Source organism: Brevibacillus sp. HB1.4B (genome assembly GCF_013284285.1).
Lineage (GTDB): Bacteria > Bacillota > Bacilli > Brevibacillales > Brevibacillaceae > Brevibacillus > Brevibacillus porteri.
On record NZ_JABSUT010000001.1, the window covers coordinates 610,807 to 626,442 of the forward strand.

Below are 15,636 nucleotides of genomic sequence, written 5' to 3' on the forward strand. Positions count from 1 at the left end.
ATCGTGAATATGGGGAGTTCACTTGTCAGAAACGCGAATATGATGCCGGATAGAGTCGCGATCATCTATCAGGATCAGACATACACGTATGAACAGCTAAATCGAATCGTAAATCGACTGGCACATGGCTTGCTTTCACTTGGGATTACAAAAGGTGAAAAAATATGCTTCATGATGAAAAACTCCAATATCTTCCCGATCGCTTTGTTTGCGGCCGCCAAGATCGGTGCTGTCACGGTTCCGATTAACGTTCGCCTGACGAAATCAGAAGCAGCATACCTCATCGATCATTCGGATGCCAAGCTGGTCATTTATGATGAAGAGTTTGGAGCGCTGATTGAACAGGCTCGATCTGCCAAGGTCGCTCATTGTATTGCTGTTCATCATGCGCAAGTAGAAGGACATTTGTCGTTGCAACAAGTTCTGACCGAAAATGAAAATGAGCCTGATGTAGTGGTTGAACAGCATGATGATTCTCACATCCTGTATACATCCGGAACGACAGGAAGACCCAAAGGAGCCGTATTCGATCATCATCGAGCTATTTTGTTCATTTTTCATTCGCTTGGTTTGAGTGGGGAAACAATGAACAGCCGAATCTTGCATTTCATGCCTTTCTTTCACGGTGCAGGATTCAGTATCCTCTTCAAGGATTTATTTTTGGGACAAACAATTGTCATTCAACAAAAATTTGATCCTGTTGAAGTTCTAAAAGCAATTGATCAATACAAAATTCAATCATTTATTGCCGTTCCAACGATGTATAACATGATGCTGCAAGTCCCAGATGCAGACCAATACGATTTATCCTCGATTGAAAGTCTAAGGTACGGTGGAGCACCGATGTCTCCTGAACTCATCAAGAAAAGTATGGAACTGTTTAAGACGGATCAGTTCAACAACCGTTGTGGATTGACAGAAGGCGGACCTTCCGGGATTTACTTATATCCGGAGGATCATAAGGAAAAGCTGGGGACAAGCGGAAAGTCTAGATTCTTGACGGAAGCTAAAGTCGTTGACAAGGATGGAAAAGAAGTTGCCCCAGGAGAAATTGGGGAATTGCTTCTTCGGAGCGACATGATCATGAAGGAGTATTATAAAAATCCAGAGGCTACTGCTGAGGCAATTCGTGACGGGTGGCTATATACGGGAGACTTGTGTTCCGTTGATGAAGATGGCTTCATAACACTTGTTGATCGCAAAAAAGATATGATTATTTCGGGTGGCAGCAACATCTATTCCGTTGAAGTAGAGAACATTCTGTATGCTTTTGATGGTGTATGGGAAGCAGCAGTGATAGGAGTTCCCGATGAGAAGTGGGGCGAAATAGTGGCAGCGGTAATCGTCGCAAAACCTGGTTATACCATCGATAGAACCGAGTTAATTGAATTCTGTCGGAAGCATCTCGCTGGTTACAAAATTCCTCGCGCAGTAATCTTCACGGACGTTTTGCCAAGAAATCCTTCTGGGAAAATATTGAAATATGAATTGCGGAGCCGTTACATAAAACATCAATCCGAATCCACTTTTTCTAATGAAAGGAGTCGGTAGTTTGAAAAAGCCATGGCACGCCTTTTATCCGAAAACGATCCCCGTTGAAATGGAAATTCCTCTGTGCTCCATCTACCATTTCCTTGAGCGAGCTGCACAAGATTTTCCTCATCATCCAGCTATTATCGAAGCGGATCTGGCGTTTACTTATACCGAACTGAAGCACGCAGTGGATCGTTTTGCCGGTGCCTTGCATCGACGTGGATGCAAGAAGGGAGATCGCTTGGGAATCATGCTGTACAATTGCAAAGAATATATCATCGCCTATTTCGCAGTTCAACGAATAGGGGGGATTGTCGTCCAACTGAATCCCATGTTTCAGCAGCGGGAATTGCTTATCATGCTGGATGACTCGGAGCCGAGTTGGTTGATTTGTGATAGCAGTCAGATCGAGAAACTAGAAAGTACCGGCTATCACCATAAGCTGACGATCGTAACCACAGATCACAATCCAGCTGGATATGCCTACTTCTATCAGTGGATCGAAGAACAAAACGATACACTCCCTCCTTTGCAAATCAATAGCAAGGAAGATATTGCTGTCCTACAGTACACAGGGGGAACGACAGGAACACCTAAAGGGGTAATGATTACGCATTACAACACGGTAGCGACCACGTACCATACCTCGATCACAGACGAAGGGGCACTTCAGCGTCCCGGCGAACGGTTTCTTGGTGTTTTCCCGTTGTTCCATGGTGCAGGCTTGATGGTCATGATCGCCTCTATCTTCCATGCAGGTGTCTACATTCCCATCATGCATTTTCGCATCCATGACACTCTTCCCATCATCCGCAAGTATCGTCCCTCTCATCTCTCAGCGTCACCGACTGTCTTTGTCGCATTAGTGAATCATCCTGATTTTCGGGAGGATGATTTGCGTTCATTGAAAATATGCAGATCAGGTGCTGCTCCGATCCCGTTAGAAGTATTGCGAGCATTTGAACATAAGTCGGGCGTCCGTATTTCTGAAGCGTATGGACTTACAGAATCCAACGCTGTTATCGTTCGGGTATTTGGTAAAGGTATTCGAAAAACAGGGAGCGTAGGGATACCAGTCCCAAATGCCGATGTAAAAATCGTGGATATGGAAACAGGTTTGAAAGAAATGCCACTGGGAGCAACGGGTGAAATTGTTTTGAAAAGTCCGCAAATCATGAAAGGATATTGGAAAAAACCAGAAGAGACAGCGCAAACGATCCGTGATGGATGGCTCTTTACGGGTGACACGGGCATGCTGGATGAGGATGGCTTCTTGTATGTTGTCGGAAGAAAGAAGGAAATGATCATCGCAGGAGGATACAATATTTATCCCAACGAGATTGATGAGGTCCTGTACATGCATCCAGCCGTTGCAGAAGCGTGTACATTCGGTGTCCCGGATGCCTACCGTGGAGAAACCGTCAAAGCAGCTATTGTTGTGAAGAAAGACCATTCGCTGACAGAAGAAGATATTGTGGAATGGTGCAAAGAACGGTTGGCGAAATACAAAGTGCCCAGATTGATCGAATTCAGGGAGCAATTGCCGAAATCGGCAGTGGGCAAAATATTGCGCCGTACATTGGTTGAGGAAAATCGTACCCATTAATATTTTCTTAATGTACCTTTTGCGTTCTAAACTTTATTAAATACGAGCATAAATTTATTATTCATTTAAAGATTCTAATTATTCGCAAATATGAAAAGTGACTTCATCAATCTACCAAAGGAGGCGAGACTATTGGGTAAAAAAGTAAAAGTAATTGGTGTCAATATGATACCGTTTACAAAACCGGGAGCACACGAGCCGTATGAAGTCATGGCAGCAAAAGCGGTAAAAGGTGCACTGGAAGATGCGGGAATTGACTATTCCGAGATCCAGCAAGCATATGCAAGTTACGTTTACGGTGACAGCACGTGTGGTCAAAGAGCGTTATATCAGGTGGGGATGACCGGGATTCCGATTTTTAATATCAACAACAACTGCTCCTCTGGTTCCAATGCGCTGTTCCTGGCACGACAAGCAGTAGAGTCTGGCGCTGTAGAGTGCGCACTGGCAGTTGGCTTTGAAGAAATGAAGCCGGGCGCATTGAAATCTCATTGGGATGATCGAACACCAGCAACTGGCTGGTTGCAGGATCGCTTGAAGGAATTGTGGCCAGAAGTACCGCAGTCTCCGAATGCCATCCGCTTGTTTGGTTCAGCAGGTAAGGAGTATCTGGAGAAGTATGGAGCAAATCCAGACATTTTTGCAAAAGTCTCCGTGAAAACAAGGAATCATGCCGTTCAAAATCCGTACTCGCTATTCACACAAACACTGACAGTAGAAGAGGTCATGAGTGCTCCGGAATTGATGCCTAGACTGACACGTCTTATGGCCTGTCCACCAACCTGCGGCGCGGCAGCGGCTATTGTTTGCAGTGAGGAATTTGCCAAAAAGCACGGTATTTCCAACGCAGTCGAGATCTTGGCGCAAGCGCTGACAACGGATATGAATGTCAGTCACGACAATATCCTCAATCTGGTGGGAGCAGATATGACACGTCGTGCCGCCAAACAGGTCTATGAGGCAGCAGGCATCGGCCCAGATGAAGTCGATGTGATGGAACTCCATGACTGCTTCACCCCAAATGAGGTCATTACCTATGAGAGCCTGGGGATATGTGAGGAAGGAGGAGCAGAGAAATTGATCAATGATGGCGATAACACATACGGTGGCAAAGTGGTTGTCAATCCTTCTGGTGGCTTGATGTCAAAAGGACATCCAATCGGAGCAACGGGTCTTGCCCAGTGCACGGAGCTGGTCTGGCAGCTTCGCGGGCAGGCACAGAAACGGCAAGTGGAAAATGCAAGAGTTGCCTTGCATCACAACTTGGGTCTTGGTGGTGCTTGCGTCGTAACTATGTATCGAGTTGGATAAAAACGAAATGGAAGGAAGAGTGGAAATGGCAAAAATGTTGGAAAACCAAGTAGCGATCGTTACAGGGGCTGGACGTGGAATCGGCCGTGAAACGGCATTGGTATTAGCTGAAAATGGCGCGCGAGTCGTTGTGGCTGATCGAGATGAAGAACCGGCAACAGAAGTAGTTTCTACGATCAAGGATCTCGGAAGCGATGCGATCGCATTTTGCGGAAACGTAACAGATCCAGTCTATCCGAAGCAATTGGTAGATGCGACGATTTCTGCCTTTGGCCGACTGGATATTTTGGTGAACAATGCTGGCTATTGTATTGACGGCCTTCTTCATAAAATGACGGACGAAGCATTCCAGGCAATGCTAGACATCCATCTGATCGCTCCCTTCCGATTGATTCGTGAAGCATCCCCATACATGCGCGATGTCGCCAAAAAAGAGATCGAACAAGGCATCGTTTATCACCGCAAGATTATCAATGTCTCCTCCGGTTCCGGGGTGAGAGGAAACATGGGGCAAGCCAATTATTCTTCTGCAAAAGCAGGTGTCATTGGATTAACCAAGGTGGTAGCGAAAGAGTGGGGGCAATTCAACATAAACAGCAATGCAGTTGCCTTTGGCTTCATCGATACTAGGCTTACTCGTCCCAAAGAGGAAGGTCTTATTGTCAACGGAGAAGCAGCGGGCATCCCAGAAAAAGTAAGGGAGAAGTTAATCAGTAACATTCCGCAAAAACGAGTTGGCAGCGGAAGGGAAGCAGCTGAAAGCATTTTATTCCTCGCCTCCCCCTTGTCCAACTATATCAATGGACAAGTGCTTGGGGTAAACGGCGGTTCTTTGACGTAATCATTTCGTCCAATTTATGCAGATGAGGTGAATGAGCGTGTCAAATGTGAAAGATTTGATCGGGCTGGAGTTTAAACCTTACACCATGCCCGTAGAAAAAGGAAAAATAAAAGAATTGGCACTCGCTATCGGTGATGACAACCCGATCTATTACGATCTAGAGGCTGCTAAAAAAGAAGGCTACGATGGCATTCCTATCCCGCCAACCTTTTTGCAAGTTATTGACTTGTGGGGCGGCATGGGTTCCGTTGAAAAAATGGAGAAGTTGGGATTAAAACTGGCGAGAGTTTTGCATGGACAGCAATCCTACGAATACTTGGGTGACATTGTCACGGGAGACGTGCTGTCAGTCACGAGCAAGGTTGTCGATGCCGAAACGAAGACAGGAAGCAGCGGATCGATGGACTTGGTCACATCTGAAAATCAGTATCGAAATCAGCGAGGAGAACTGGTAGCTATTACGAGAAACACGATCGTGCATCGTCATTAATGGGGCATGAGAAGAAAGGAGAACGCCATGATATTTTATGAGGATGTAAGTGAAGGATACGAGTTCCCTGTTCTGGAAAAAGAACCGATCACCCGCGTGCAGCTCGTTCGGTTTGCAGGTGCTTCCGGCGATTTTCACCCGCTGCATCTGGTGGAAGAGTTCGCAGAGAAAGCAGGTATGAAGATCATCGCTCACGGAATGCTGGTCATGGGGATGCTGTCCCAAGGAGTTACTTCCTGGGTTTCTCGAAAAAATATCCAGAAAATACAAGTTCGTTTTAGCAAAATGACACTTCCAGGCGAATCGATTCAGATTGTCGGAAAAGTTCTGGAAAAAAAGTTGGATAACACTGTAGTGGGAGAAGTACTGGCAAAGAACAGCGAAGGAGAAGTCAAAGTTTCAGGCATCTTTGAGGCGAAATTGCCATCAAGGTAATAGATTTGGTCTGCGTTTCCTAACTGACCGGCTTGAGTACCGTGAAATTGGTTGCCACTATAGCCCTCACGGTTCTCATAGACGGTCTTTCCTATATGTATGAACAATTCAAAAAAGAGGAGGGGTGCATGGTGTCATATTCAACGACTTCATCTAAACCAAATACATTTGATTTATTTAGAAGAGAGAGACGTTTTCTCACCCATGAACATGATATGTTCCGAACTTCTTTGCAAAAATTTCTCGAAAAAGAAGCTGTCCCTTACATCGAGAAATGGGAAGAAGAAAAATACACGCCACGAGAATTTTATGAGAAGCTGGGTGCGCAAGGGTTTCTTTGTCCGCAGGTGCAGCCTGAATATGGCGGTCTTGGCCTCGACTTCGGCTTCAATCTCGTCTTGGCGGAAGAGTTACACCGTGTTGGGGTAGGTACGTTGGCAAGCACGAGCTCTTCGATTATCGTCCCTTACCTCGAAAGATTTGGAAACGAAGAGCAAAAGAAAAGGTATTTGCCCAAATGTGTGAGTGGAGAGGTAACGACGTCAGTGGCGATGACAGAGCCTGGGATCGGATCGGACTTGGCGAGTATGAGTACAACGGCTATTCGTGAGGGCGATCACTATATCGTAAACGGGCAGAAAACCTTTATCTCCAACGGTATCAATGCATCGCTGTTTTTCGTTGCAGTCAAAACCGATCCAAAAGCAACTCCAGCTCGGAAAGGTGTCAGCATCCTCTTGGTGGATGCGGATACACCCGGATTTTCCCGCGGACGCAAGTTGAAAAAGCTGGGCCAGCATTCTACAGATACGGTTGAGCTGATTTTTGAGGATGCGCGTGTTCCTGTCCCTAATCTATTAGGAGAAGAAGGCCAAGGCTTCTACTACTTGATGGAAAAATTGCAGCAGGAACGGCTTTTGATTGCTTTGGGTGCAATGGTCATAGCAGAAGAGATGCTCAAGTCAACCATGAGCTATGTAAAAGAAAGACATGCTTTCGGGAAACCGATCAGTTCCTTTCAGAATACACAATTTGAAATAGCAGAAATGGCAACCGAATTAAAAATGGCGCAGACCTTCCTTGATGATTTAACAGAAAAACATATGCAAGGCGAAAATATCGTTACCCAAATTTGCATGGCAAAATGGTTCATTACAGAAATGGCAAGGAAGATGTCAGCCCGTTGCTTACAGCTTCATGGCGGATACGGATTTATGGAAGAATATCCGATCGCCCGTCGTTATCGGGATGTTGCCGTGATGCCAATCTATGGAGGCACAACAGAAATTATGAAAAATATTATCGCCAAAAACCTTGGCTTATAGTGGGAAAGGAATTTTCACAAAGAACAGACTGCCGACAGATAGCCCTGTCGGCTTTTATGTGACCTTGTACTCATCCTATCAAATAATCCCTTGGCGGTAGAGCTCTCCAACTGCATGGGAACGATTGTTAGCGCCCAGCTTTTGAATCGCGGATTTTACGTATTGTTTTACGGTTAATTCACTGATATTCATGGAATCTGCCATTTCCTTCGTACTCTCACCCCACGCGATTTTTTTCATCACTTCCAGTTCTCGTTTGCTTAGCTGCAAAGAGTTTTCTACCCGCTGATAGTCTTCAATGAACTTCCCAACGAGCTTGCCATACAGAGTGACAGACGCAAGGATTTCGTCATCAATGATTGCTCCCGTATGGAATTCTTTGGAGGATATAAAGCCAATGACGACCGAACCGTAGCAAATGGGGGAAACTAAAACGGCATGCGCATTGGAGGAATGAGGGTAATTGCTGCTGGTTTGTTTAAAAAATTCAATGCCAGAACAGTACTTGGCCTTTCTTTCACGGATGACATCCTGCAAAAAGCTGTATCCACGAATATCATCACGTTTTTCCCGTATATGACGTAATCCTTTTGCTGAGAGAGAGATAATTCCTTCTCCAAAATAGCCAATAGGCGAATAGCGATATAAAGAAGCATCCTGAGTTGGAAATAGCTCCAGGTATAATTCAAGAATTTTATATAATTTTTCTTCATGATTCGTTATGGCATCCAGCTTTCGAACTTGTTCTTCAATGGTATAGGTTGCAGTCACTTTGTCATCTCCTTTTGGGGGAATCGATGCGCTACAAAATGGGAATATTCCAATTATACAGAAAAAAGTAGGCTTAAGATAAGGATTATAGCTCTTCTCTGAATCTATTTCCTTCAAGTATACATCATATCAAGGGAAGGATGGATGCTTCGTGGCAAATATAGATCCAAGAGCAAAAGTTTATTTGGAAAGGATTAACCAATTACCGCCCCTTCATAAATTGGAGCCGCAAGCAGTAAGAGACATATTTGCACAGATTCCTGCTGTCGAGGTAGAGCTTGCACCGCTCGCAAAAGTTGAGGACAAGCTGATTCCTGCTGGAGCGGATGCCGAAATAAACATCAGGATGTACACACCGGAGGGTCAAGGTACGTTTCCGCTTTTTGTTTATTATCATGGTGGCGGTTGGGTAATCGGTGATCTTGAAACCGTAGATGCTAGCTGCCGGATGCTGGCTCATCTATCAGGAAGAATCGTCGTATCGGTCGATTATCGATTGGCGCCGGAGCATAAGTTTCCTGTTCCCGTCGCTGATTCCTATGCAGCGTTAAAGTGGGTGAGTGAAAATGCTTCCTCTATTAATGGAAGCGCTTCCGATTTGGTAGTTGGTGGTGATAGTGCAGGAGGAAATCTTTCTACCGTTCTCTCGCTTCTTGCAAAAGACCAAAACGGCCCGGCAATAAAGGCACAGGTCCTTATTTACCCAGTGACGGACATGCGCTTTGACTCTCCATCTTACATGGAATTTCAAGAAGGGTTTGGTCTGAATCGGGACCTGATGTTGTGGTTTTCCAACCGTTATATCAATCATGAGTATGATAAAGGCAATCCGTATGTAGCTCCACTATCAGCGAGAGATTTGAGCAATCTTCCTCCTGCTATCGTGATCACTGCCGAATGTGATGTATTGCGCGATGAGGGAATCGCATATGCCGAACGCTTGAAGAATGCAGGAGTAAAGGTTGAAGCGGTATGCGAGAAGGGGTTAGTACACGGATATTTTACGAATATGGCCGTATTTCCGGAGCAGATAAAAGCGACGATTTCTCGCATAACGGAATTTCTGCATACAATCGATCAGATTGTAACCAAGTAGGGTAGGGGGCTTGGAACGATGTTGAAAGGAAAACGATTGATTTTATCACTGGCTACTGTTCTGACAACGCTATGCTTTTCTGTTAGTACCCCTGCTTTAACAGCTCATGCACAGGCTAACGTTATGGTGTCGCAGGGAACGGTATCAACGAAACAGTCACGTGAGAATCTTGCGTACAGCCTGGGTATCCAAGCCTACATTTACGGTTATCCTCTTGTGACATTGGAAAAAAAGAAGAGGAGTGCTTTACAAGATAAAAGGCCCTTGAATCAGTTTTTTCATCTTCAAGCGCTGCCTGCTGCTGATTATAGAGGCGTGGTCTCCCCGAATCACGATACGTTGTACTCTGCTGCCTATCTTGACCTTGCGCAAGGTCCACTGGTTCTGCACGTACCTGATTTCGGAAAAAGATATTACACCATCCAATTGATGGACGCTTGGACCAATTCTTTTGACTATATTGGGACGAGAACCACTGACACAAAAGAAGGAAAATTTTTGATCGTCGGACCAAACTGGAAAGGCGATCTGCCAGCAAATAGGAAAGTCATCAAGTCCCCGACCAATACAGTGCTTGCTGGTGGGCGTATTTTAATAGATGGAGAAACAGATATTCCGAATGTAACCGCCCTTCAAAAACAGATGACGATTACACCCCTTGTCCAATCAACGAAGATCAGCTCTTCCTCGAATGCATCTGCTGCGATATTGGACGAAAAGGACCCGCTGTCGTTCTTTAGCCTTCTGACCAGCTCCATGAAATCCAATCAGCCAGCTTCAGCGGATGAAGCTCACGTCAAGCAGTTCGAACACATTGGAATTACCCCAACCGATGATTTTGATGAAACTACGTTGGATGAAGCGACTCTGGCAGGGTTAAGGCGCGCTGTAAAAGATGGGGAAGAAATCCTTGCAATGGCAAGTGCTGTCAAAGGACAAGGACAAAATACATGGAGTCTAAACCTCGATTACGGAACATATGGGGTGGATTACCTAAAGCGAGCAGTTGTCGCTCGTACGGCCTTCGGTGCCAACATCCCGAGTGAGAGCGTATACCAAAGGACGGATGTAGATCGCGATGGAACCCCACTTTCGGGAGAGAATCGCTATGTCATTCGCTTTTCAAAAGATAACCTTCCTCCTGTTGATGCTTTTTGGTCATTAACCCTGTATGGAGCAGATTATTACTTCGTACCAAACCGTCTCAACCGTTATGCCATTGGCGACCGCACGAGGGAACTGAAATACAATGCAGACGGGTCTCTCGATATCTACCTCCAGAAAGATCCGCCAGCTGGAAAACAATCGAACTGGCTACCGACTCCAGCAGGAGATTTTAACTTGATGCTCAGACTGTATTTACCCAAGCCGATTGTTCTGGAAGGCAATTACGAAATCCCCACGGTGCAAAAAGTAAACTGACAAACAGCAAAGGAGGAAGTGCTTGTGAAAAAGGCAGGACTGTTCATTACAGCATTGAGTGTACTGATGTCCATGGCAACGGGTAGTGCATATGCAAACGAAAACAAGCAATATCATGCAGGAAGTGTTCAGCCACAGACTTCGGCTACACGAAATTCGGCGCCACTCGTGCAAGCTCCGTACCGTACCAATTTGGCGTACAGTGTAGGGGTGGATGCTTACATTTACGGTTATACCCTAGTGGAAATGGCAAGAACGATGCAGCAGTTCACTGAGAAAACCCCTTTAAACACATTCCATCACGACAAAGTGCTGGCAGATGCAAGCTTCAAAGATTTTGTCAAACCGAACAATGACACGTTGTACTCAACAGCATGGCTGGATTTATCAAAAGGTCCGCAAGTGTTGAGCTATCCCAAAATCGATCGATATTTCACCTTACAAATGATGGATGCCTACAGCAACTCCTTCAAGTATATTGGCGGGTCCAATTTGGATGATTACAAAGGTGGAAAAGTAATTATTGTGGGACCGAAGTGGGAAGGAAAGCTGCCAGGTAACGTAGAGATCGTTCGGGCGCCTACGGACATGCTTTGGATCCTCGGGAGAACATTTGTCAATGGCGAAAAAGACTTGCCCAACGTTTATAACATTCAAGAAGGGTATACGTTAGCTCCCTTGGATGATAACCAGAAACTAGGCGCGATTGGTCTGCCCAAAATAGAATCGGCTGACTTCGATGATCCGTCAAAATTTTACCCATTACTCGCTGAATTGATGAAGCTTTACCCGCCACCAAAAAGGGACGAAGCTTTTCTAAGCAAGCTGGAGTTCATCGGCTTGGATTATCAGGCAGGGACATTTCACGCAGAGGATGATCCTGTTGTATGGGAAGGTTTGACGAAAGCAGGAAAAGATGCAAAAGAGATCATAAAAAATTCCATCAGTATTCTGCAAAGACCCAACAATGGAAATTGGCGAGTAAACAATGAGCGAGTGGGTATTTATGATACCTATTATTTAAATAGAGCCATGGTTGCCATGCATGGAATTGGTGCCAATACACCGGAAGAAGCTGTTTATGCATCAACTCGTGTGGATGATGGCGGGACTCCGTTGGTCGGACAGAAAAAATACGTGATTCATTTTGAAAAAGAGCAGATCCCTCCGACAAAATCGTTCTGGTCGATTAGCCTATACAATTTTGAAAATCACTTTATCGATAATGAGTTGGACCGCTATTCCATTGGCGATCGCACGGAAGGGCTGAAATACAATGAGGATGGTTCGCTGGATATCTACATTCAAAGCACACCACCGAAGGGCAAAGAGACTAACTGGCTGCCATCGCCTACCTCAACGACAGCTCCAAATTTTAGTTTGGTAGTAAGAATCTACACCCCGGATGAGTCTTTACAGGAGAATACCTTTGTCATACCGGCTATCAAAGTAGTGAATGAGTAAAGCTTTGAACCTCTCCTTTTGAGGGAATGTCCACGTGCGGAATTAGGAATATTCGGATAACTAACAAAACCATAAACTTTAAGTAGTTGCTTCAACTATTCTACTAAATGATTTCATGGGGAGGTTGGAACAGGAATGACATCAACTCAGCACAAAGCCCAGGTGAATTCGAATAACGACTTCGACGCAGTGATCATCGGCGCAGGATTCTCAGGACTATACATGCTCTATCGCTTGCGTGAAGCAGGATTTTCTGTACAAGTCTACGAGGCCGCTCCAGATGTGGGAGGCGTATGGTATGCCAATCGTTATCCCGGAGCGAAATGCGACTCGGAAAGCATCATTTACAATTACATGTTTTCTGAGGAGCTCTATCAGGAATGGACTTGGTCCTCTAGATACCCGGAACAGGCAGAAATTCTGAGTTACCTCAACTATGTAGCGGACAAATTCGATTTGCGGCGTGACATCCAGTTTCATACGCGCATAACGGCGGCCCATTTCGATGAGGTACAAAACATGTGGCGACTCCAAATGGAAGATGGCACACATGTAACGGCGACGTATTTTATTACGGGGGTCGGTAATCTCTCCTCCTCCAATATTCCCAAGTTCAAGGGCTTTGATAGCTTCGAAGGCGAGTGGTACCACACCGGACATTGGCCACATGAAAAAGTAGAATTCAAGGGGAAGCGAGTTGGCGTGATCGGTACAGGTTCAAGCGGCATCCAATCGATTCCGGTCATTGCCGAGGAGGCAGCGCATCTGTTTGTCTTTCAGCGGACACCAGGGTATTGCACGCCAGCGAGAAACCATCCCTATGATTCGGAATTTATACGCCAGACGAAATCCAACTATAGCGAGATAAAACGGCAAACACGTGAATCTGCAACTGGCTATCTTCACAAAGTGCAAAATGATCGATCTGCGTTGGAAGATACACCGGAAGAACGCCAGCGGGAATATCAAAAGGTCTGGGATCGGGGAGGCTTTGGGTTAGGCAGCACTTACAATGACTTGATCATAAACGCAGAAGCCAACGAAACAGCAGCCGATTTTATTCGCTCCAAAATAAGCGAAGTTGTAAAAGACCCCAAGGTGGCCGAGCTTTTGAAACCAACTTATTATTTCGCTGCGAAACGGCCTGTTCTGGACACCAATTATTATGAGACATATAACCGCAATAATGTCACGTTAGTCGATGTGAAGAGTAGGCCGATTACCGAGATAACACCCAAGGGAATCAAAACGACGGAAGAAGAGTATGAACTGGATATCCTCGTTTTTGCAACGGGTTACGATGCGATGACCGGGCCGTTGTTTAAGATTGATATTCGTGGAAAAGACGGGATCTCACTCAAAGAAAAATGGGCGGGAGGTCCGCAAACGAGAACGTACCTTGGCATCGCAAACGCTGGTTTCCCGAACATGTTTATGATTACGGGTCCTGAGAGTCCTTCCTCCTTGTCCAACGTTCCTGTTTCCATTGAGCAGCATGTGGAATGGATTGGCGATTGCATAGAATATTTGCGCGAACATGGGATTGCATCTATTGAGGCGAAAGTGGAGGCAGAGGAGGCTTGGAGCACGCATTGTAGTGAAGTGGCTGATTCGACACTCTACACGAAAACAGATTCCTGGTACACAGGTGCAAATATAGAGGGCAAACCACGTGGATTCCTCATCTATGTAGGCGGTGTTGGAGCTTATCGCAAAATTTGCAACGAGGTCGCAGCCAAGGGCTATGAGGGCTTCTCCTTAACACCGGCGTCCACTAGAGAAACCATATCCTAGAAGTAGATGCAAATGAAGAAAAGCAAATGACAGGAGATGAAAAGCATGTCCAAAGTTTTGGGTGTACCGCAAGAAAGCGTAGCACAGTTCCTTTCCGGCACAAAACAAATGCTGATCAACGGTGAATGGGTTCCTTCTCTCTCCGGCAAAACCTACGAATCTATCAATCCAGCAAATGGGGAGGTCATTGCGATAATTTATGAAGGAGACGAGGCAGACGTAGATCAAGCAGTTCGTGCAGCAAGAGTAGCATTTAACGGGCCTTGGTCCAAAACTTCTCCTGCAGAACGAACAAAATTCCTCAATAAGCTCGCCGATTTGCTGGAACAACGCGTCGAAGAATTTGCTTATCTCGAGACGCTGGATGGCGGAAATACGATTACGCTAACACGCTACGGCTTCGTCCCAAGTGCAGTCGCTCATTTGCGCTATTATGCCGGATGGGCGACAAAATTAACAGGACAAACGATACCGCTTACATCAGGTGGCAATTTTCATGCCTATACACGAAGAGAGCCTTTAGGGGTATGCGGACAAATCACACCATGGAACTATCCTTTGCTGGGGACTGTCTGGAAGTTAGCTGCTCCGCTGGCCGCAGGGAATACCGTGATTTTGAAGCCTTCCCAGCAAACCACCCTTACAACTTTGCTACTTGGTGAGCTGATCATGGAAGCGGGTTTCCCCGCAGGAGTGGTGAACATTGTAACAGGCTCCGGCCGTAAAATTGGGGAAGCGATCACGAGTCACCCTGATATCGACAAAATCGGTTTCACAGGGTCAACGGAAGTGGGCAAAGGCATCATGAGAAAATCCGCTGACACTCTGAAAAAAATCACACTGGAATTAGGCGGAAAATCACCAAACATTATTTTTGCGGATGCTGACCTAGACAAAGCGATTCAAGGCGCGTTTATAGGAATGTTTACCAACCAGGGCCAGATATGTGTGGCAGGGACTCGGCTCTATGTGGAAAAGTCAGTCTTTCAACAGGTCACAGAAAAATTGGTTGAAATGGCACAAAAAATGAAAGTGGGGAACCCACTAGACCCAGCTACTCAGATGGGACCGCTGATTTCCAAAGAGCACTTGCAATCGGTGAAAAATTATATTGAAATCGCCAAAAAAGAAGGAGCTACCGTTTTAATAGGTGGGAACGTTCTAGAAGAGGGCGAGCTGGCAGGCGGTAATTATTTGGAGCCTACCATTCTTACTGATCTCGAAGAAAATTGCACTGCCGTAAAAGAGGAGATATTCGGCCCTGTCTTGTGCGTCATGCCGTTTGAACAGATAGAGGAAGTCATTGAAAGAGCTAACGAAACCGAATACGGATTGGCTGCCGGTGTATGGACACAAAACTTGACAACTGCGCATAAAGTCATTGATGCGTTAGAAGCAGGAACTGTCTGGGTAAACACTTACCTCAAATCGGATAATGGTCTTCCCTTTGGTGGGCATAAGCATAGCGGAATTGGCGTGGAAATGGGCTATCAAGGTATTGAAGCATACACAAAAACGAAAAGTGTCTTAATTAACCTCAATTAGATC

Annotated in this window: 13 protein-coding genes; 12 read left to right on the plus strand and 1 reads right to left on the minus strand. The window is 45.6% G+C overall.

Annotated elements, in window-relative coordinates:
• Nucleotides 1-9 precede the first annotated feature (9 nt).
• The 7 genes from HP398_RS03020 to HP398_RS03050 all read left to right on the plus strand — a co-directional run bounded on the left by HP398_RS03020 (nt 10) and on the right by HP398_RS03050 (nt 7,541).
• Nucleotides 10-1,551: a class I adenylate-forming enzyme family protein gene (locus HP398_RS03020; RefSeq protein WP_173621955.1), complete on the plus strand. Its 1,542-nt coding sequence runs from the start codon at nt 10-12 to the stop codon at nt 1,549-1,551.
• A 1-nt stretch (nt 1,552) separates the two neighbouring features.
• Nucleotides 1,553-3,139: a long-chain-fatty-acid--CoA ligase gene (locus tag HP398_RS03025; protein ID WP_173621785.1), complete on the plus strand. Its 1,587-nt coding sequence runs from the start codon at nt 1,553-1,555 to the stop codon at nt 3,137-3,139.
• 132 nt (nt 3,140-3,271) lie between these two features.
• Nucleotides 3,272-4,450 (plus strand): lipid-transfer protein, encoded by a 1,179-nt coding sequence (locus tag HP398_RS03030; protein WP_173621786.1) that lies wholly within the window; start codon nt 3,272-3,274, stop codon nt 4,448-4,450.
• A gap of 25 nt (nt 4,451-4,475) precedes the next feature.
• Nucleotides 4,476-5,291: an SDR family NAD(P)-dependent oxidoreductase gene (locus HP398_RS03035; RefSeq protein ID WP_173621787.1), complete on the plus strand. Its 816-nt coding sequence runs from the start codon at nt 4,476-4,478 to the stop codon at nt 5,289-5,291.
• 31 nt (nt 5,292-5,322) lie between these two features.
• A complete protein-coding gene (locus HP398_RS03040) occupies nt 5,323-5,781 on the plus strand; it encodes a MaoC family dehydratase N-terminal domain-containing protein (protein WP_217368468.1) in 459 nt (152 codons plus the stop codon).
• 27 nt (nt 5,782-5,808) lie between these two features.
• Nucleotides 5,809-6,216, plus strand: coding sequence for a MaoC/PaaZ C-terminal domain-containing protein (locus tag HP398_RS03045; RefSeq protein WP_017248449.1), 408 nt, complete (start codon nt 5,809-5,811; stop codon nt 6,214-6,216).
• Between the two features lie 128 nt (nt 6,217-6,344).
• On the plus strand, nt 6,345-7,541 hold the full coding sequence (locus HP398_RS03050) for an acyl-CoA dehydrogenase family protein (RefSeq protein WP_173621789.1): 1,197 nt from the start codon (nt 6,345-6,347) through the stop codon (nt 7,539-7,541).
• A 78-nt stretch (nt 7,542-7,619) separates the two neighbouring features.
• Here HP398_RS03050 and HP398_RS03055 read toward each other — a convergent pair whose 3' ends face one another.
• On the minus strand, nt 7,620-8,312 hold the full coding sequence (locus HP398_RS03055) for a LuxR C-terminal-related transcriptional regulator (RefSeq protein WP_173621790.1): 693 nt from the start codon (nt 8,310-8,312) through the stop codon (nt 7,620-7,622).
• Nucleotides 8,313-8,463: 151 nt separating this feature from the next.
• Here HP398_RS03055 and HP398_RS03060 point away from each other — a divergent pair, with 151 nt between their 5' ends.
• The 5 genes from HP398_RS03060 (at nt 8,464) to HP398_RS03080 (ending at nt 15,633) form a co-directional block, all read left to right on the plus strand.
• Nucleotides 8,464-9,408: an alpha/beta hydrolase gene (locus HP398_RS03060; protein ID WP_371736703.1), complete on the plus strand. Its 945-nt coding sequence runs from the start codon at nt 8,464-8,466 to the stop codon at nt 9,406-9,408.
• 18 nt (nt 9,409-9,426) lie between these two features.
• Nucleotides 9,427-10,830 carry a DUF1254 domain-containing protein gene (locus HP398_RS03065; protein ID WP_173621791.1) on the plus strand — a complete coding sequence of 468 codons (1,404 nt, stop codon included), beginning with the start codon at nt 9,427-9,429 and terminating at the stop codon, nt 10,828-10,830.
• Between the two features lie 24 nt (nt 10,831-10,854).
• Entirely contained in the window at nt 10,855-12,294 is a 1,440-nt protein-coding gene (locus HP398_RS03070) for a DUF1254 domain-containing protein (RefSeq protein WP_173621792.1), read from the plus strand.
• A 135-nt stretch (nt 12,295-12,429) separates the two neighbouring features.
• Nucleotides 12,430-14,088, plus strand: a complete 1,659-nt coding sequence (locus HP398_RS03075; RefSeq protein ID WP_173621793.1) for a flavin-containing monooxygenase — start codon at nt 12,430-12,432, stop codon at nt 14,086-14,088.
• 45 nt (nt 14,089-14,133) lie between these two features.
• The gene (locus tag HP398_RS03080; RefSeq protein ID WP_173621794.1) at nt 14,134-15,633 is read left to right on the plus strand and encodes an aldehyde dehydrogenase family protein; all 1,500 of its coding nucleotides are present in this window, start codon (nt 14,134-14,136) and stop codon (nt 15,631-15,633) included.
• Nucleotides 15,634-15,636 lie beyond the last annotated feature (3 nt).

Coding starts and splice junctions, on each gene's coding strand:
- HP398_RS03045 (WP_017248449.1), top strand. CDS start 5,809: ATGATATTTTATGAGGATGTAAGTGAAGGATACGAGTTCCCTGTTCTG.
- HP398_RS03075 (WP_173621793.1), top strand. CDS start 12,430: ATGACATCAACTCAGCACAAAGCCCAGGTGAATTCGAATAACGACTTC.
- HP398_RS03065 (WP_173621791.1), top strand. CDS start 9,427: ATGTTGAAAGGAAAACGATTGATTTTATCACTGGCTACTGTTCTGACA.
- HP398_RS03035 (WP_173621787.1), top strand. CDS start 4,476: ATGGCAAAAATGTTGGAAAACCAAGTAGCGATCGTTACAGGGGCTGGA.
- HP398_RS03040 (WP_217368468.1), top strand. CDS start 5,323: ATGAGCGTGTCAAATGTGAAAGATTTGATCGGGCTGGAGTTTAAACCT.
- HP398_RS03050 (WP_173621789.1), top strand. CDS start 6,345: ATGGTGTCATATTCAACGACTTCATCTAAACCAAATACATTTGATTTA.
- HP398_RS03020 (WP_173621955.1), top strand. CDS start 10: ATGGGGAGTTCACTTGTCAGAAACGCGAATATGATGCCGGATAGAGTC.
- HP398_RS03080 (WP_173621794.1), top strand. CDS start 14,134: ATGTCCAAAGTTTTGGGTGTACCGCAAGAAAGCGTAGCACAGTTCCTT.